20 protein-coding genes are annotated in these 18,637 nt (G+C 36.0%); 6 read left to right on the top strand and 14 right to left on the bottom strand.

Annotation, left to right across the window (positions count from 1 at the left end):
* Positions 1 to 529: 529 nt before the first annotated feature.
* From PY093_RS09835 to PY093_RS09805, 7 genes are all read right to left on the bottom strand, one after another.
* Complete coding sequence (locus PY093_RS09835) at positions 530 to 1,813, bottom strand: IS110 family RNA-guided transposase (RefSeq protein WP_275645258.1); 1,284 nt, start codon at positions 1,811 to 1,813, stop codon at positions 530 to 532.
* Positions 1,814 to 2,223: 410 nt separating this feature from the next.
* Positions 2,224 to 2,946: a YwiC-like family protein gene (locus PY093_RS09830; RefSeq protein ID WP_345774237.1), complete on the bottom strand. Its 723-nt coding sequence runs from the start codon at positions 2,944 to 2,946 to the stop codon at positions 2,224 to 2,226.
* Positions 2,947 to 3,091: 145 nt separating this feature from the next.
* On the bottom strand, positions 3,092 to 3,325 hold the full coding sequence (gene moaD / locus PY093_RS09825) for a molybdopterin converting factor subunit 1 (protein WP_275645720.1): 234 nt from the start codon (positions 3,323 to 3,325) through the stop codon (positions 3,092 to 3,094).
* Positions 3,322 to 3,792 carry a molybdenum cofactor biosynthesis protein MoaE gene (locus tag PY093_RS09820; protein ID WP_275645718.1) on the bottom strand — a complete coding sequence of 157 codons (471 nt, stop codon included), beginning with the start codon at positions 3,790 to 3,792 and terminating at the stop codon, positions 3,322 to 3,324. The genes moaD and PY093_RS09820 overlap by 4 nt, the downstream gene beginning before the upstream one ends.
* Positions 3,785 to 4,312: a molybdopterin-guanine dinucleotide biosynthesis protein B gene (gene mobB, locus PY093_RS09815; protein WP_275645717.1), complete on the bottom strand. Its 528-nt coding sequence runs from the start codon at positions 4,310 to 4,312 to the stop codon at positions 3,785 to 3,787. Before mobB ends, PY093_RS09820 begins: the two co-directional genes overlap by 8 nt.
* Complete coding sequence (locus PY093_RS09810) at positions 4,297 to 5,565, bottom strand: molybdopterin molybdotransferase MoeA (RefSeq protein ID WP_275645716.1); 1,269 nt, start codon at positions 5,563 to 5,565, stop codon at positions 4,297 to 4,299. Before PY093_RS09810 ends, mobB begins: the two co-directional genes overlap by 16 nt.
* A 403-nt stretch (positions 5,566 to 5,968) precedes the next feature.
* A complete protein-coding gene (locus PY093_RS09805) occupies positions 5,969 to 6,928 on the bottom strand; it encodes a methyl-accepting chemotaxis protein (protein ID WP_275645715.1) in 960 nt (319 codons plus the stop codon).
* A gap of 224 nt (positions 6,929 to 7,152) precedes the next feature.
* Here PY093_RS09805 and ric point away from each other — a divergent pair, with 224 nt between their 5' ends.
* Complete coding sequence (ric, locus tag PY093_RS09800; protein ID WP_275645714.1) at positions 7,153 to 7,860, top strand: iron-sulfur cluster repair di-iron protein; 708 nt, start codon at positions 7,153 to 7,155, stop codon at positions 7,858 to 7,860.
* Between the two features lie 224 nt (positions 7,861 to 8,084).
* Here ric and moaA read toward each other — a convergent pair whose 3' ends face one another.
* Positions 8,085 to 9,095, bottom strand: a complete 1,011-nt coding sequence (moaA, locus tag PY093_RS09795) for a GTP 3',8-cyclase MoaA (protein WP_275645713.1) — start codon at positions 9,093 to 9,095, stop codon at positions 8,085 to 8,087.
* 218 nt (positions 9,096 to 9,313) lie between these two features.
* On the opposite strand from moaA, the gene PY093_RS09790 reads away from it, so the two are divergent.
* Entirely contained in the window at positions 9,314 to 10,012 is a 699-nt protein-coding gene (locus tag PY093_RS09790; RefSeq protein WP_275645712.1) for a Crp/Fnr family transcriptional regulator, read from the top strand.
* Positions 10,013 to 10,322: 310 nt separating this feature from the next.
* On the opposite strand, the gene PY093_RS09785 is transcribed toward PY093_RS09790, so the two are convergent.
* The 3 genes from PY093_RS09785 to PY093_RS09775 all read right to left on the bottom strand — a co-directional run bounded on the left by PY093_RS09785 (position 10,323) and on the right by PY093_RS09775 (position 13,614).
* Positions 10,323 to 11,501 (bottom strand): MFS transporter, encoded by a 1,179-nt coding sequence (locus PY093_RS09785; RefSeq protein WP_275645711.1) that lies wholly within the window; start codon positions 11,499 to 11,501, stop codon positions 10,323 to 10,325.
* Positions 11,502 to 11,582: 81 nt separating this feature from the next.
* Complete coding sequence (locus tag PY093_RS09780) at positions 11,583 to 13,076, bottom strand: cbb3-type cytochrome c oxidase subunit I (RefSeq protein WP_275645710.1); 1,494 nt, start codon at positions 13,074 to 13,076, stop codon at positions 11,583 to 11,585.
* A gap of 13 nt (positions 13,077 to 13,089) precedes the next feature.
* Complete coding sequence (locus tag PY093_RS09775; protein ID WP_275645709.1) at positions 13,090 to 13,614, bottom strand: cupredoxin domain-containing protein; 525 nt, start codon at positions 13,612 to 13,614, stop codon at positions 13,090 to 13,092.
* Positions 13,615 to 14,008: 394 nt separating this feature from the next.
* On the opposite strand from PY093_RS09775, the gene PY093_RS09770 reads away from it, so the two are divergent.
* Complete coding sequence (locus PY093_RS09770) at positions 14,009 to 14,716, top strand: Crp/Fnr family transcriptional regulator (RefSeq protein WP_275645708.1); 708 nt, start codon at positions 14,009 to 14,011, stop codon at positions 14,714 to 14,716.
* Positions 14,717 to 14,750: 34 nt separating this feature from the next.
* On the opposite strand, the gene PY093_RS09765 is transcribed toward PY093_RS09770, so the two are convergent.
* From PY093_RS09765 to PY093_RS09755, 3 genes are all read right to left on the bottom strand, one after another.
* Positions 14,751 to 15,875, bottom strand: a complete 1,125-nt coding sequence (locus PY093_RS09765; protein WP_275645707.1) for a TIGR04053 family radical SAM/SPASM domain-containing protein — start codon at positions 15,873 to 15,875, stop codon at positions 14,751 to 14,753.
* A gap of 744 nt (positions 15,876 to 16,619) precedes the next feature.
* A complete protein-coding gene (locus PY093_RS09760; RefSeq protein WP_275645706.1) occupies positions 16,620 to 17,231 on the bottom strand; it encodes a molybdenum cofactor guanylyltransferase in 612 nt (203 codons plus the stop codon).
* 113 nt (positions 17,232 to 17,344) lie between these two features.
* A complete protein-coding gene (locus tag PY093_RS09755; protein WP_275645705.1) occupies positions 17,345 to 17,581 on the bottom strand; it encodes a DUF2249 domain-containing protein in 237 nt (78 codons plus the stop codon).
* Positions 17,582 to 17,824: 243 nt separating this feature from the next.
* Between PY093_RS09755 and PY093_RS09750 the strand changes: the two genes are divergently transcribed.
* The 3 genes from PY093_RS09750 to PY093_RS09740 all read left to right on the top strand — a co-directional run bounded on the left by PY093_RS09750 (position 17,825) and on the right by PY093_RS09740 (position 18,628).
* Entirely contained in the window at positions 17,825 to 17,983 is a 159-nt protein-coding gene (locus tag PY093_RS09750; RefSeq protein WP_275645704.1) for a hypothetical protein, read from the top strand.
* 190 nt (positions 17,984 to 18,173) lie between these two features.
* Entirely contained in the window at positions 18,174 to 18,422 is a 249-nt protein-coding gene (locus PY093_RS09745; RefSeq protein ID WP_275645703.1) for a DUF2249 domain-containing protein, read from the top strand.
* Positions 18,422 to 18,628 carry a DUF2249 domain-containing protein gene (locus tag PY093_RS09740; protein WP_275645702.1) on the top strand — a complete coding sequence of 69 codons (207 nt, stop codon included), beginning with the start codon at positions 18,422 to 18,424 and terminating at the stop codon, positions 18,626 to 18,628. The genes PY093_RS09745 and PY093_RS09740 overlap by 1 nt, the downstream gene beginning before the upstream one ends.
* The last annotated feature ends 9 nt before the right edge of the window (positions 18,629 to 18,637 follow it).

Below are 18,637 nucleotides of genomic sequence, written 5' to 3'. Positions count from 1 at the left end.
TTTTATACTCCCTCATTAAAGTAAGGTTTTTCTCTTGTTTTCTCTGTTTTTCTCAGTATTTCAAATTTCAATAAGACTGCACTTTAATGGACTAACAGAACTTTATTTGTATTTTAGAGGAGGAGGACATAGTTAAATAAACCCTCTTCTTCTATTTTTTTACAAAAAAGGATAATATCTAGAAATATGGTCGCTATTGGATCCCACAATGTTCATGGCGGCACACCCTCCCATTTCTCACGGCGTCATATGAAAAATATGCGCATACATTCCTTCGTTCTGCCTATCCATGAAGTGGGGTCGGCGATGCTTTCTTGCGGGGTCATTGCCCAATAGTATAAATGCTTGCCGACTGCTCCTAGCTTCTGTTGTAAGTCTTCTTCAAATTGAAACAACTTTAAAATACTTCGACTACTAAGTGAATAAAAAATGAGAATTAAATATTGTCATCGATACTACTGTTTATGTTATATAAATCTTCGACTATTTTCTGCACCTAACTTCTTTTTGATCACTTTACCCTATCCTTTTAAGCAGCTTCTTGCATACTAAAATGAGGAATATCTTGTAACATTTTAGCTGGTTCAAACTCAATTTGTTTCTTTCCAATCGTAAATAAAATACGAATTAATTTACAACATATAGCGATGATAGACTGCTTCTTTTTTAATGGATTTTCATTTCGTGTAATAAAGTACTGATGTAGTGCCTTAAATGCAGGATTTTGAGCTACAAGAGGCAACACGACTTTAAACAATAGTGCCCTTAATTTAGGACGCCCTCGTTTAGTAATAATTGTTTGCCCTTTCCACTTTCCTGATGTAGCTAGTTTTAAGTTTAATCCTGCTAACTTAACAATTTGGTCGGGATGTGAGTACTTTTGTAAATCACCGACTTCTGCAAAAAAGGAGGCTACTGTAACTTGTCCAATACCTTTAATATCTCCCATCTCTCTCGCCCCTGGAACATCTTGTATGATGTTCTCTACTTCACTCCAGACGCTCTCTAATTGTTCTGAAAGAAGATCGTATTGGTCTAGTAAGCTTTTTAATTTTAACCTAGCTAGACTTCGCCCCTCTTTAATGCCTACTGAACGAAGGGCAACGTTTTTCAACTGAACAACCTTCTTTATTCCCACACCTTTTTTAACTTCTTTACGAATTTCAGCTAGAATTTCCAAGTCTTCACGCTCTAATAACTCATCAGGAAAAAGTCCCATTCTTAGAACTTGTAGAGAAGCTTTTCCATCCCACTTCCCAAAGACCGTTAAATATTCAGGAAAGAAACGGTCGAGCCATTGGTGAACTATATTTTTCACAGCTGTTAGGTCCTGTACCAATTGGTTATATAGGTTCATACCTTCACGTAAATCCGAGTATATACCTTCCGGTAAATTGGGCTCCGAATATCTTCCGCCCTCAATAAGTCTAGAGATAACTCTAGCATCCTTGAAATCATTCTTAGTAGGAGAATTGTCATCTAACTCCTTTGTTTGCTTAACATGAGCTGGATTAACTACAACCACCTTTTTTCCTTTTTCTTTTAGCCAATAAGCCAACGGAAGCCAATAATGTCCAGTAGGTTCCATCCCAATGATGACATCTTCCTTAGACTGTTTAGCTTTGATTTGATTTAACCAGTTTATGAAACCTTCAAAACCCTCATATGTGTTTAAAAATGTATGAGCTTTTCCAAATTGTATACCTCTATAATCTTGTGCTCTTGCGACATGCTTATGTTTAGCAATGTCAACCCCTATAATTAAGGTTTTTTCTGTAAGTTGCAGAATCTTGTCATTTTGTTTATACTTCATTTTATGTCCTCCTTTGGTTATTAAATGTCCTTTGCGCTGATCAGCTTGGACACTTTGTATCATACCAAGGAGGCTTATTTTATTCAAATCTCATTTTGCTTTAATACAGGAATGCTTTCTTATCTTTTAAGAACAGCGCAGGGCGCCCACCTTTCGTCGCATCGATTAAAACCCGCCACGTCCTGTGGCGAACATCGACATCAGCACATCCTGTGCAAGTCAAGCATAAGACGGTTTATTCAAGAAGGTGGTTTTTCCTTCTTAAAGGAAATGGCTTATGACCTCATGTCCGATGGCGCCTGGAGATAGACAGAGATACGAAGTTATACACAACCTTACAATTTTATAAATTCCTAAACAACAAAAAAAACGCTGGTGGTTTACACAAGCGTTACGTTGGTTTTGGTATTTTATATTACAAGCAATGTTGCAATTAAAAAAAACGCAGAATTCACAATCTCCAATATACCAATTTTCATCATAGACATCGATTTTCCATATAAATAAATTGAGCGAATAAGACTAGGTAAAAATGCAATCGTGACCAAGCTTTGGCCACTTACTATCAGTAATATGATTACACTTGCGTGGTATCCCCATGATATTATTCGATATTTAGGATTTCGTTTTTCGCGAATCATCGTTTTAACAAAGAATGTACTTCCAATAAAAAATAGGATCGAAAGTCCCCAAACAGCAAATGCCATAAAATCTAATGTTCCTGTTCCTGCAAAGTAACTTGCAATTCCCCCAATACCAAATGCAGATATGGCAGAAAAATCATTAAGAAGTGCACGTTCATTGTTTTGTTTAGCATAGAGCGCATTTATAATAAAAAATGGAATCATTACCATTCCAAAAAAAATAAACCGATAATCAGCTATTAACACAATAAGTAAAGCAAAAAGTGCTGGTACCAAGTAAATAATCGACCATTTTATGTGTAACTTTCTTTTTTTATTCTTTATAGCCATTAGTAGTGGATATGTTGCTAAATATAAAAATAGCCAACCAATAACCAAAGGTAAATGTAGCCATACTGCCTCACCTAAGCCAATCCCAAGAAAAAAAGGCACGAGTAACATCGCCCAGGCACCATGTTGTTTAGGTAATAAAGGTTTCAATAAACTCACCTCTTCATAATAGGTTACCTTTATTATAAATAATTGTTCTCCTACTGAATGTGACGCTTATCACTTGCAAGATAAAAAAGTCGACAAGTGCTTGTCGACTTTTTAAAAGCTAAATCTTACAAAGGTTTGAATATGTTATAAGTGTTCATCCTCCACTAACTGGTGGTATTAAAGCTACTGTATCCCCAGCGTTTACTATGTCCTCACCTGAAGCATACTCCTCGTTTATAGCAAACATTACATTATCTAGATTCGGGAGTTTATATTGACTTGCAAGCTCTTTCTTTAAGTCTGCTATTGAAATAGAATTAATTTCTATGCATATCTTTTCTTTCCCAATTGCGTCTTGTAGATGAGCAAAAAATAATATATTTATCACTCAAAATCCTCCTTCTCGGGTTTTCCAGTTGGATAGGATTTTCTTTCTAGTTGGTCGCCTATCCACATTTCTCCATCCTCCCAATTTTCTTTTTTCCAGATTGGTACAATCTCTTTAATCCTTTCAATCGCATACTCATTCGCAGTATAAGCATCTTTTCGATGGGGAGTTGATACTGCAATGACAACGGCAATATCAGAGATTTCCAGCCTGCCAATCCGATGTGTAATCGCAACTTTTGCATCTGGCCATCGCTCGACAATTTCTGTTCCTATTTGAGCAAGTTTTTTTTCCGCCATTGGGACATATGCGTCATATTCTAAGTGAAGTGTCCTTTTTCCTTTAGTAAATTCTCGTACAGTCCCTGTAAATGTCGTAATAGCCCCTGCCTCACGACGAACTACTTTATTTGTGACCTCTTCACTATTTATTACATCACTTGTAATTAAAAACAGTTTTTCACTCATGTAAATCCCTCATAACTTGTAATATATCATTTAAATAATTTTCATTATCGAGACTATATGTCTTGAAGCTCTTTTTGATGTTCTCTTGTAATGGGAACCAAGAAATAACAGCAATTATATTTGTAAGTTTATCTAATAAAACTTGATCTTCCTTTTTACGAAGTAAGACTACTTTAGGATATTCATTCATTTTATAGCCCTCAACAAGAATCATATCTATGTTAAGTAATTTATATAGTTCTATTATCTCGGAAAGCTGCCAATTACTTTTTTCACAATGGAGCCTGAGAACTCCACCACCTTCAACACTTGTGGCAACAGCACCTGCTTGTCGGTGAATATCTGAGTCTTTGCCTATATCATCTATATCTGGTTTCCCACCATGACCGTGATGTTTTATTGTTGAAACTCGTAAACCTTCCCCAGCTATTAGTTTCACCAGTTTTTCTACTAAAGTTGTTTTACCACTATTTTGATAACCAACAATTTGTAAAATAGGGATACCTAAGCCCATGGCCATTTGCAGCCTTGTTGATCTTCAAGGAGAAGAACATCTACGTTCATCCCTTGTTCATAACCTCTTGTACCACCTGGTAACACCATTAGAGAGTTTGCTCCGGACAAGGATGTTACAACATTTGATTTATCTAAACCACTAGGTTCAACAGAAACAACACCATCTTCAAACGTTACTTTACTTCGAACAAATCGGGTAAACGGATTAGGTTTGGGAAAATCAACGTTTAATCTAGCCTGTATTTTCATTAGATGTGGCTTTGGATTAAGTAGCATTGTTCTTACTACTGGTCTTGCAAAAAGTTCAAAGCCAACATAACAAGCTGAAGGATTTCCTGATAACCCAAAAAGTAGTTTTCCATCTAATTGTGCAACAGTCGTTACACTTCCTGGCCTCATACCAATTTTATTAAAAAGTACCACGGCACCTAATTTTTCATAGATTGCTGGCAAATAGTCGTAATCTCCTACAGATACACCACCTGTAGTGATAAGTAAGTCTACCTTATCTATTGCATTCTTTACAGCTTGATAGCATGTATCAAAATCATCAGCTAGCTTACCAAAATACAGTGGCTCTGCTCCAGCCCGCTCAACCTGGCCACGGATCATATAAGAGTTACTATTCCTGATCTTCCCTGGTACAAGCTGTTCCTGAACGTCTAATAACTCTGTACCTGTTGCATAAATTCCGACAACTGGTTTTTTTCCAACAGACACTTTATCATAGCCAAATGTAGCTAAAAGAGCTATTATACCAGGGTTAATACATGAACCTTTTTCTACTAACACATTCCCCTTCTTCGTATCTTCACCTTGAAAGGAAATATTGTCGCCTGATGAAATTCGTCTTTTTAGTGACATGTATCTTCTATTGTTTTGCTCAAATTCTTTTGTTATTTCTAACATAACAACCGCATCACAATCAGGTGGCATTTGTGCACCTGTCATAATTCTTACAGCTTGAAGGGGACCTACTGATTTAGTTGCGACCGAACCAGCCCCAATTTCTTCAATAACCTCAAATTCTACTGGGTTTGAATGACTCGCTCTTTTTGTGTCCACAGACCGTATAGCAAAACCATCATATGGCGAGCGGTCGAAAGGTGGTACATCATGATCTGCTTTTAAGTCTTCTGCTAAGTACCTTCCATAACTATTTTCAAGTTCGATTTTCTCTGTTATACCAGTTTTCGCAAATGACATAACCTTTTTAACAGCCTCGGCGACTGGAATGGGAGTACGTTTTTCAACCATTTTTTCTTCTCCTTACTTTCACACGTATTGTACTACTATCGTATCGTAATTTTACTTTTTGTACATTGATAAATATCACATTTTCATCCTTATTGTACTTTATTCTTGTTGTTATACCAAAAAATCTATCTTATTTCTTTATTTTTCAAATGGTCATGCATGACCGAGGTTTATTAAGGGATAAAAAACATAGGAGCCGCTACGCAATGTTCGAAAGTGAGGATAGCTTTTTTTCAAAATCTGAGGATGAAACTGGTAAGATAATGTCCAAGGAACTGGTGAACTAGATTCAAGTGGGTGATGTGAAGTTTCAACAGGATAGGTTTCAAGGTGAGGTTAGATTACTCTTGCCGTTTATTAAAAAGCAAACTGGAGATCAACAAATTTTGTTGATCTCTAGTTTCTATATTTTTGACATTTCTCTTAATTGTATTAAACCATTTTCAAGTTGGTTATCAACTATGGCTGCATCATCAATATGTTGAAGAATTAGACTTTGGGCGTCATCAAATATCGTTTTGGTTTGGTGTATTTCATCTAAAATATTTTCTGAATAGGTATTTTGCTCATCAATCGTTTGTATTACATTTCGCACCTCGGTTTGAACACTTTCTATAATCGTAATAATATAGCCTATTTTTGCAGTTGTGGTACTACTTTCATTGACTCCATTTTGGATTAATTTTGTACTATTATTTGTAGATTGTAAGGATTGATTGATTTCTTGTTGAATTGCTTGAGTTAACTGACTTATGTGATTTGTACTTTCTGCTGTATTTTCAGCTAGTTTTCTGACCTCAGCCGCAACAACAGAAAAGCCTTTTCCTTGTTCACCTGCCCTAGCAGCCTCAATTGACGCATTAAGGGCCAAGAGATTTGTTTGTTCTGCAATCTCTTTTATGACCTTCACAATATTTTCAATTTCCTTTGATCTTTTGCTAAGATGAGTTATTTTTATCGAAGTGTCTTCCAACTGTTGACCCAGTTCATTTATCAAATTCTCCACATTATTTACTAGAACCCTTCCCTCATTGGATGTTTTCACCATATCGTCAGCTGAAGCAAGTAAGCTATTTCCTCTTTCAACTAATGTAAGAGAATGATTATTGGAAGACTGACTTAAATTTCCTACAACATCAAACTTATCTTTAATTTTACTAACCAAGTCCCCAAGACTATGGTGTTGTCCATTCACTAATTCGTGCTGTTCTACAGCGCAAAGTAAATCTTTATATAAATTATTAAGAAACTTTTGTGTATGATTACTTTGAGATTCAGAGCTATTCTTAAGTAAAGCAAGCTCCTCTTGTAGCTTCTTATTTTCTTCTACTATATCCTCATATTTTATTTTGCTTATAAACATATAGATTCACATCCCTTGTAATGAAAATTTTTACCATTACTTTCATAGTAACAAAAGGACTATGTCCAAAAGTGTGACTTTTATCACATTTACACAATAAATTTTTATCCCAACTAGTGTGATTTGAATCACCTCTTAAGGTAGTAAAACACGATAAACTATTACTAGAAATAAACTAAATCAAAAAGTAAAGACAACTTTTTGTAAAATAAGGAGGCATTTTTATGGAACATGTATTTACTGAACAATCTAACATTGGTGAAGTTGTAACGAAGTTTCCAAAAGCAGGTGACCTTTTTAAATCATATCGGATTGATTTTTGCTGCGGAGGTAATAGACCATTAATCGACGCCATTAATGAAAGAAACCTGTCAGCTGAGGAAGTAGTTGGCAAATTAAACGAGTTATATTATGACATGAAAGAACGTAATAAGAGAGAAATTGATTGGAATAGTGCAACATATACTGAGTTAATTGAACATATCGTTAACAAGCATCATCGCTATTTAAATGAAGAGCTACCACAGCTTACCCCCTATGTAACAAAGGTGTTACGTGTACATGGAGCTGAACATACGCACCTATCTCGGGTCCATACTTTATTTAATCAGCTTAAGTCCGAGCTTGAACAGCACACAATAAAAGAAGATACTGAAGTATTTCCATTAATTCTTGAATTCGAGAAAAATCCTGATACTGAGATCCTGACAAGAATGAAAAATTTAATAGAAGAATTAGAAAGTGAACATGATGGAGCAGGCGATATTATCAAAGAACTTCGGGATATTACTAATGATTTCACACCTCCATTCGGAGCTTGCGGAACATATCGCTTAGTTTATCAACGATTGGAACATTTAGAGTCAGATTTATTCCAACATATTCATTTGGAAAATAATATTTTATTCCCTAGAGCAGCTGCTCAAAATTGAATTCAATTATAATTATTCCATTATTTAACACAAAAACTCCTTGGTTTCATCAAGGAGTTTTTATTTGCAATTCATAATAAAAAGTGCTCGGGGCTCCAAGCACTTTATTATAATATCAGAATTTATATGCTGACCATTTTTTGTTTTGTATCTAGTTTGGTGTCTAGGTCCAGGCGCCATCGGCTCGAGGTCATAAGCCGAAAAGCGGACGTACTGTGATTTCTTCATCCACCAATATATGACATTTCAATTTTCGGTCGTTTTTGCGTTTCTTCACAACGTTCATCGGAATAGCGATCATCTCTATTGCTCCAAACGTTACGAAGCATATCGGTTATATCTTGAGTTGACGATTCTGTTCTTAGTAACGTTCGTAAATCATATCCACTGCCAGCAAACAAACAGGTGTAGAGTTTACCATCAGCTGATATTCTAGCCCGCGTACAACTAGAACAAAAAGACTCCGAAACTGATGAAATAAAACCAACTTCAACATTTGTTCTTTTATACTGATATCTTTTTGCTACTTCTCCGAAATAACTAGATTCAACTGCCTCAAGTGGATATAGAGAGTTAACTATCTTATAAATTTCTTTTTTCGTTACGACCTGATTAAAATTCCATCCGTTCGTGCTACCAACATCCATGAATTCAATAAATCTTAACTGAATACCTTGTTCTAAAAAGTAGGATGCCATGGGTATGATTTGTGAATCATTTTCACCTTTTTTAACTACCATATTCACTTTTACATCTAAACCTGCGTCTATTGCAGCCCTAATTCCCTTTAATACAGGTTTAACACCAACAGATCTACCATTCATCCTACGAAATATCTCATCATCTATTGCATCCAAACTAACATTCACACGGGCAAGACCTGATTCTCTTAATAGTCGTGCATGCTTTGGTAAATGTACACCATTTGTAGTAAGTGCTATATCTGTAATCCCTTGAATTTTAGAAATCTCTTTTATTAAAAGATGTAAATCTTTTCTTAGTAATGGTTCTCCGCCAGTAAGCCTTACTTTTTCCACTCCTAGCTCCGCTAAACTAGTTGTTATTCTAGTTATCTCTTCAAATGTTAATAGCTTTTCATTGTTAAAGAATTTAAAATTAGGCCCAAATATTTCAGCTGGCATACAGTAGGTGCACCTAAAATTACATTGATCTGTAACAGAGATCCTTATATCGCGTAATGGTCGATTATATTTATCTTTAACAAAGCTTGTCATCTAACTCGCTCCCAACAAATAATCCTAATAACTATAGTTTAATCATAAGTCACTAGGATTACTGTTACATTCATCACACTTCAATCGCTTGTGAAAACTTGATGATTATAACAATCACTACTACTAGTGATTAAAATCACTTACAAAACTTTAATTGATTATTAAAGTTTAAGGTAATTGAATGCGTTTAACTAATCCACTAAAAAGGAGGCGAGTTTATGTATACAAATTTATTACGAAAGCTAGAAATCCTCAAGGATTTATCAGAGCACTCACTAAACTACATTGAAAACTCTCTTACCGTTATTCCTTTTAAAAAAGGAGAGGTGATATTTTCAGAATATGATGTAGCAAAAGGAGTATTCTTTGTAAAAACAGGAATTGTTCGGTTAACAAAAGGAGATCACACTGGTAAAGAACTCGTAGTTTGTATAAAAAAAGCAGGTGATTTATTTGCAGAGGCTTGTATATTTACAGAAGAAGGTACACTTTATCCAGCAACCGCCCATATGCTTATGGACGGTGAGGTGTTATTTCTAAAAACAGCCAATTTGGAAAAGGAATTAATCACGAATCCCGCACTAGGAATTGAAATAATTCGCTACATGAGCTCACAGCTCAGAGGTTTTACCTCAACACTCCGTGACATAGCCTTATTAGATGTGTATAGTAAAACAATTTCAGCCCTCGATCGGTTAGCTAAAGAGTTTGGTGAACACCATGGTTACGGAGTTCAAATTGAGCTTCCTTTAACAGTTCAAGAGTTTGCAAACCTTATAGGCTCAAGAAGAGAAAGTGTTAGTAGAGTTTTTACTAGATTAAAAAATGAGAATGTTATCTCTATTTGTGACAAAAAAATTGTAATCCGTGATTGGTGTAAATTTTGTACACTATATAAAGTTCAAATGTTCGCATAAAGAAAAGCGCAAGGCGCCCGCTTATCGGCGACAAGCATAAGACAAGCCGGGTGGAAGGTTGTTCTTTAACCTTCCGGACGGATTGACTTATACCATAGAGCCGATGGCGCCTGGAGCTGGACGTAGATAGACAAAAACTCGAAGTTATACACAACCTTACAATTTTATAATTTCCTAAACTGGAAGAAAAGCGCAAGGCGCGCCCGGAGCTAGATACAAAAACTAGGTAAAAATTTTATGCTTCTTTCGTTTTAAAGAAAATCAAAATCCCCCAGTTAGTAGGGGTATTATCTGCTTAATTTTTGGTTTTCTACGAATTCGACTCAATTAGTCTATTTTTCTTAGGACTTTTTTCACATACAAATCGATTAATTAACAAACAAATAAATGAAAATATACCCAATAGGATGAATCCGAGTGCAAAGGTACCCGTAATATCTTTGACAATCCCCAGTAGTATTGGAGGGAAAAAACCACCAAGACCACCCCATGCTCCGACAATGCCAGTGACTGCACCAGTAGCCTTTGGAAATAATTCAGGTACTAGCTTAAATACAGCACCACTTCCTAATCCAGCCATACATGCTATTAATAAACATGAGAATGTCAAAACCATAATATTAGACATCCCATATGAAATTGCAAAAGCACTTACAGCTATACCCATAAACACTATTGTTAATATTTTTGCCGCCCCAATTTTGTCAGCTAAGATACCGCCTACAGGTCGTGAAAGTGTCGCCACTACTACAAAACCCGCAGCCCTAAAACCTGCATCGACAGGAGATAGTCCGTAGAGATCCACTAAAAGCGATGGTAGATAAATTCCTAAGGCAACAAAAGACCCAAAGGTTACAAAATAAAAGACCGACAATGTCCATGTGTTTCTATATTTTAGTACCGAAAGTGCTTCAAGGATTGATTTAGATTCAGTTGGTTTCGGTGTTTCGGGTGTAAGATTCCAAATTAATATAATCATAACCACTATTGGAAAAATCAATCCCCAAAACGCCCATTGAACTCCAAAGCTTGCAGCAATTGTTGGTATCAAAAATCCTGCTACAGCAGTACCAATGTTTCCAATTGCATTAATTCCAAGTGCTGTCCCTTGCTTTTGTGGTGGTGTTAATTTTGAAACAAAGGCAATCGAAATAGCAAAAGTTGTTCCCGCCATTCCTATAAAGAAGGCCCAAAACATCAGACTCTCATAACTATTGGAAAAACCAGCTCCAATCAAGGGAAGGATTATGAAAGCTAATAAGCCTGTTAACATCTTTCTTCCACCATAACGATCAGTAAATATCCCTAGTGGTATTCGCATGATTGAACCTAATAAAACAGGAATAGCTACTAATATACTTTTTTGTGTGGATGTTAGACCATACATTTCTTGAAAAGTACTAGCTAAAGGTGAAAGAACTGCCCAGACTGTAAAGGCAAAAGTCATTGCAAGGGTTGTTAATGGTAATACGGCTTTTTGTTTAGTCATCTTACCGCCTCCTATTGATACCACAATAATAAACGGTCTATAAAAATAGTGTTGTGAAGTTCATCACATTTTTATAAAGTTCTAAAGAATCAGCCTGCTTGGTCCTATCTTTTCTTCATACTTAGTATTTGTTCCAATTGATTTCGAATATTTCCAAAAACGAATAACAAAGGTTGACACAGCAATAACTACAAAAATTCCAAAGACTGCACCAATCCTGTCATAAGGAATCCACTCTGGAAAATGAGTTGCCCACCGTCTTGGGGCACTTACCTTTCCAGAATATAAAAATGAACCAGATAGACCGAGGAAAAACATGATATAAATCCAAAAACTAATTTGATCAATTGCACCAACTTTTTCCTTGCCATTTATCTTAACAAGGTAATACATAAATCCAAACAACATCGCAGTAGCACCTAGGCCCATATACATATGAAAATGACCTGGTACCCATTTCGTATTGTGCATAATTTGATTAATGACAATTGTGGCATCAACTATTGCTGGTACAACTCCTAGCACCCATCCAAACATAGATAAAAAAATAAACGATGATGCCATATCCCACTTGATTCCTGAACGATACACAATCATGAGAGCACCATATCCAGTCACAACTAAAACTGGTAATCCATTCGCATACGACAATGCTTGACCCATGATAAGCAACCATTTAGGCATGGCAAAATCCATTAACAAATGATGCGGATAGATGATTATCGTAAATAATGTTGACAGATTCCAAGCAATTAAGAATGGTTTATTCGCCTTCCAAGGGCGTCCTGTATAGTTTGAAAGAATCTCGTACACCGCTATAACACCCATATAAATTACTGAGTTAGCAAAAATATGACCAAATGAATAAGTAAAATTTTTAGCTAGTAGGGGATCAAATTTTATACTAGGAACAAATAAATTAATAAGACTCATAACTAATACAGTTGCGCCTGCAATTATTGCGGTAATATTAATAATTGACACCATTGTACTTGCTACAACTGTCGATGGTGGCCCGTAACCTTTTTCTTTACCGAAAAGATAAGACCAACCTAAACCTCCACCTAAACTTCCATATTTTTTAATAATTCCTCTTGCAGTATCTAAAAATAGCAGCAAGAAACCGGTACCAATAAGTAGCATTCCAATTAAATAGAATGCAGCGCCTTCGACTCCCCATGCACCTCCAGAAATTGCTGGTAAAGGGTAAAGAAACGTCCAAGCACCCGCAAAATCATAGACAAATACTCCTATTAACACTAAACTTATACCAATTAAAAAAAATAGATAATTGGTTATAAAGATTCCCTTGCTCAAAGGAACATATTTACTTAAGAAGTACCACATAATTGAAGATGCACCAAGTGCAGAAATTCCAATCATTCCTGTTCCATGTACCGTTAATATTTCGTAGAAAAAGCTAGGGATTACGTTTATTACTTCACCTTGAGCTAATAGAAGAACAACACCAAGAACCATCATGAGTAGTAAAATGAGACTGCTAGTTAACAAATACACTATAATTGATTTACTTTGAGAGGGTGTATTTACTCCCTCAGATATTGAATTCGTCATGTCTACCCCTCCATTATTCAGTAACAGTAATTTCAGTTATCATTACGTGATGGGCTATACCACAGTATTCCATACATAATATCTTATAAGTTCCAGGCTTCGTAAACGTGTAATACACCTTGTTCGTATAATCAGGCATTGCTTGTGTTTGTGCTAATAAACTTGTATTTTCATCATAAAGGCCAAACCCGTGGTTAACGTCTTTGCTAGTTACATGAAATTCAATTGGCTGGCCAACTAGAAATTCAGTGCTACTTAATTCAAAGCCGAATTGGACTGCCGCTACATCAACGACAATAGGTACTTCTCCTTCCCCGTAGACCGGCCTCTCAAACGGCAAATCTGACAATGTAAAATAAGATATTGTTCCCATCGTTATGAGAAGAATTAGAAAAAAAACGTTCCGAAATCGATACCACTTTTTCTGAATTGATTCATAATCCTTGCGTCTTGCAGAATTTAAAACGACAAATAAAAAGACTACCGTAATAAAAAGCATTAATACTAGCGAAACATACCAAGCTATTGTTTGATACACCTTTTTCCCCTCCAAGTTTTATGAAATTCCCCCCATAAAATAGCTTACTTGTTTTTGTGTTACATTTCTGTTATCCAAGTCACAAATCGGACAAAAAACTCCAATTCTTTGTTGATGATTAGGAGTTTTTAAGACGATTTATTTTAATAAAGCCGTATCGCCAGACATACTATCAAAAAGCCGAAATTGGAAATCAAAATAAGAGTTCCATGCAAGGGTATCAATTGTTGAAAATTGTTCAAAAAGGCTATGTTGTTTACATATCAGCAGTTTTCGACCTCTTTGTCTCAAAATACACTCACTTCTGTGTCGTAAGTACATTGACTCAATTATCTTTTTCACTTTTAATCAAGGTGAAAGATATTTATAAAATCACAAGGGTGGTAATGTAATCATGAACAAACCGATAACACAAACAAATTCCACACTTTCGATCGAGCTTAAAGAGTTACTAAAGTCCGCAGATATAATTAGTAAGGTCAAAAAAGACACGTTTTTATTTCAAGAAGGGATGACAGCCAAAGAGATTTACATTATTCGATCTGGCCGAATAAAAATTAGCAAAATTACGGCTGATGGACGCGAGTTAACGTTACGAATATGTAAAACTGACGATTTAGTGGGTGAACTGACGCTCTTTACTGAAAATGCAAAATATCTATTTAATGCTAGAGTGGTAGAAGATGGAGAAGTGGCTGTGATTAATAATGAGGTCCTTGAAAGAAAGCTATTTGAAAATAGCGAGCTCGCGTTTGAATTTATGAAATGGATGAGTGATCATTTTCGTAAAACACAAACTAAATTTAGAGATCTCGTACTTCTAGGAAAAAAAGGTGCCCTTTATTCGACTCTTGTAAGAATGACTAACAGCTATGGAATCGTAAAGGATGACGGAATTCTAATTGATATTCCATTAACGAATCAGGAATTAGCAAATTTCTGTGGCACTTCAAGAGAGAGTACTAACAGAATGCTAAATGACCTTAGAAAAAATAAAATCCTTTCAATTTCAAAAGGTAAAATAACCATTCATGATTTAGCCTATATAAAAAAAGAGATCAACTGTGAAGGTTGTCCCGCTGTGTTTTGTAGTATTGAATGAGCTGCTAAAAATAATATTAGCAGCTCATTTTGTACTATTTAATTGATTCTTCCTTTTTTCTAAACGCTTTAGGAATATAAACACAGAATGGTTCACTTTCCATGTAATCCCCTGTCATAGCGTATGCGCGTGAACGTGACCCTCCACAAACATAGCGGAATTCACACACACCGCACTTACCTTTATATTTATCGGGATTTCGTAAGTCCTTGAATAATTGTGACTCACGGTAAATTTCAGCTAATGGCGTCTCTTTTACATTACCACCCTTAATAGGTAGTAGTCCGCTTGGGTATACATCCCCAATATGGGAGATAAATACAAAACCATTACCATCATTCACACCTTTTGGCGCCCTTCCAAGTCCGTCAAACTGACCCGTTTTTCCTTGCATGAGTGCATCCTCATATTTTATTTTAATTTGTTCTTCCCTTGTTTCTCTCATTTTAGATTGGATAACAACTCTTCGGTAATGTTGAGCTGCCGTTGTTTTGATATCGAATTTCACCCGCTTACTTAAATCATGTAGCCAGCGGAACACTTGCTCATGCTCAACTGGTGATATCATATCTGAATCTTTACCACGGCCAGTTGGAACTAAGAAGAATACACTCCATAAAACACAGTTTAATTCTTCAATTAATTTAGCCATTTCATCTAAAACATGGACGTTATAACGAGAGATTACTGTATTAATTTGAATCGGTATTTCTAATTCATGTAAATATTTGATTGCATTCATTGTTAAATCGAACGAACCATTTGTACCACGGAAGTGATCATGAATCAAAGCAGTCGGACCGTCTAAACTAAAGGCCCAGCGCGCAAGACCTACTTCCTTTGCTTTTTCGATTGCTTCTTTTGTTACATTAGGGGTTGCACTTGGGGTCATGGAAACACGGACACCTTTTTTAATCGCATAACCTGCAATCTCATAAACATCTGGTCTCATTAATGGATCTCCGCCTGTAAAAACAAGCATTGGGTTTTGCATATCATATATTTGATCTATTAATTTCTTCCCCTCTTCAAACGTTAATTCCCTCGGGTCACGCATGTATTGCGCTTCTGCACGGCAATGTAGGCATTTAAGCTGACAGGCTCTTGTCAACTCCCATATAACAATAAACGGATTTATATTAAAATCTCTATCAAACATGAGGAAACCCTCCTATCTAGTAATGCCTCCATTTTAGCACTAGAGATATATTAGGTATGTGAGACAAATCACATTTTTGGGAATGTACTACTCAAAAACTTAGGTTATAAGAAAAGCGCAGGGCGCCCGCTTATCGGCGACAAGCATAAGACAAGCCGGCTGGAAGGTTGTTCTTTACCTTCCGGACGGATTGGCTTATACCATAGAGCCGATGGCGCCCGGAGCTAGACACTAAAACTAGTTACAAACTTTTATACTTTCTTATCTTTTAAGAAAAGCGCAGGGCGCCCGCTTATCGCGACAAGCATAAGACGAGCCGTCTGGAAGGTTGTTCTTTGACCTTCCAGACGGATTGGCTTATACCATAGAGTCGATGGCGCCCGGAGCTAGACACTAAAACTTGGTACAAATTTTTATACTTTCTTATCTTATAAAGAAAACTCGCCGAGTGGCGAGCCTAAAAGGGCGAAGACAGAGGCGTAGTTGCACTTATGCGTTTTAGAACTTATGGCTATAAATTCTGATTAGCTAAGAAAAGCGCTGGGCCTCGTAGCTAGACACAAAAACCAGATAAAATTTTTATATTTTCATACCTTTTTATAAAAAGGGTGTGCAAACATTTTGTTTACACACCAAATCGAGGATACGTCCCAACCTTTTTTAGGAATAAGGAAAAGCCTCCTTCCTTAAAGGCTAACGTATCCTGATTATAACCTACAATCTAGCTATAGTATGTGAAATTTGTCACTCTGTTAACTTGTTTAACTTATCCAAGTCATCTTGGCTATTAATATTTTGAAATATGGTGGCTGTCACCTGTAAATTCTTTTCAGTTATATACTTCGTATTTATTCCATCAAGTAGAGACATCATCTTATATTTATTTTGCGTTAATAGTCGTTTTGCTTTATCGATAACTCTCGTATGATAGAGCGCGATTAGCGGCTGAATTTTCCCTTCTACCACTGGTACAACCGCATCTATTTCAGCTTCTGTATGTTCTAGAAGACGTTTAATTAATTCTTCTGTAACCAGCGGTGTATCACAAGGAAGAACAATATACCATTCTGTTTGGTAGTAGCACATTCCTGTCACAATTCCAGCCAGCGGTCCGTTTCCTTTATACTGGGAAAGATCCTCGGTGACAGGAATCGATGTAACTTGCTTGATACGGCTGGACAATGTTTCATGGCTAACAATAATTATCTCCTTTGTGATGTTTTGAATCGAATCAAGTGCGTATTCAATAAATTTACGTCCTTTATAATCTGCAATTGCTTTAGGACTGCCAAATCTTCTCGATTCTCCACCAGCAAGAATAATTCCTGCTACCCTTAGGTTTATACAATCCTTCAACTACAACACCCTCTTTGATCTCCGGATAGTTTTCATCATATAAGGTAACTAGTTTGAAATCAACCGTTAAATGAAAGAAAGCCCCTATATATAATAGGGACCTGCAATAAACGTTATTCAGTCTTGCCAATTGAAACACGCCACACCTCTGGACCTTCTTCTAGGTATTCCCATGTGAATTGATTTTTACGTTCCATCATAAATTGATATTGAAGAGGTCTTGGGTCATGGTCGTTCGATAGCTCCATAAATTCACCTGGTTTTAACTCATCAAACATTTGAAATATTCTTGGGTGTTTCTCCCTTGGTGGAAAATCTGGCGCGTTTATTTTTGCTGCGAATTGAATCATTTTGTATTCCTCCTTAGAAAATGTCCTTCATCCTATCTGTGTCAGGGGTAACAACTAGACTCATTATTCATAAATCTTGTTATTAGGTAGGATGTAGGTCTATTTGTTTCTAAGTAAATAATACGACTTTCGTATCCATATAAAAGTGAACCAAATCACTACTACCACATGTTTTTAATCATATGCAAGACAATCTATGTCATACTTTAAGTATTAATAGAAATTATCAGGAGGTTGATTAAAATGAAAGAGCTAGTAGGCAATTGTAATGAATGCGGGAAAGAAATTTATTGTATGGATGGATTTTTAAATGGCATAGTTGAACGTTCAACAGCAACTTTACTTTGTTTTGATTGTGATGGATCGAATCATAATAACACTACAAAATCACAGAAGAAGTGAGACTTCTGTGATTTTTTTATTAGATTATATTTTACAACTCCTACTCATCCCTATCACCCTTCGACAGTAAAAATCAGTAGATTGGCAAGAAACTTGAGGTTGAAATTATTTAAATTAGTGACGGATATCACAATGTTAATAAGTGAAAATCATTATCCTAGAGATAGAACATTCAAGGAGGTTAAATAAATTGAAACAAACGAATGGAAAAATAGTTGAACTAGATGTCAGAGAAGATATAAAAAATAAGCTTGAACCTTTCCAAAAAATTATTGGTGCAATATCAACACTTGATCAAGGTGACACCTTTGTCTTACATGCCCCATTTAAGCCTGTCCCGCTATTTGCAGTCATGAAAGCTAAGGGGTTTACACATGAAGCAGAAGAAATCGATAAAAAACATTGGAAGGTAACATTTATTAAACGAGGTGAGGAGTAATGGTACTCGATAATAGAGGCCTCGAACCACCTCAGCCTATGATGAGAACACTTAAAGCACTTGAGGAAATAAAAAGTGGAGAAACTCTCTCAATAATTAATGACCGTAGACCTATGTTTCTCTATGAGCAGCTTGATGATCTTGGTTATAAACATAGTACGACTGCACTCTCAGATGGAAGTTATCAAATTGACATTACAAAATAGAGGGTGAGT

Origin of the sequence: Cytobacillus sp. S13-E01 (assembly GCF_029193815.1) — a bacterium.
GTDB lineage: Bacteria > Bacillota > Bacilli > Bacillales > Bacillaceae_L > Bacillus_BV.
This window is presented reverse-complemented; position numbering and strand designations above follow the sequence as displayed.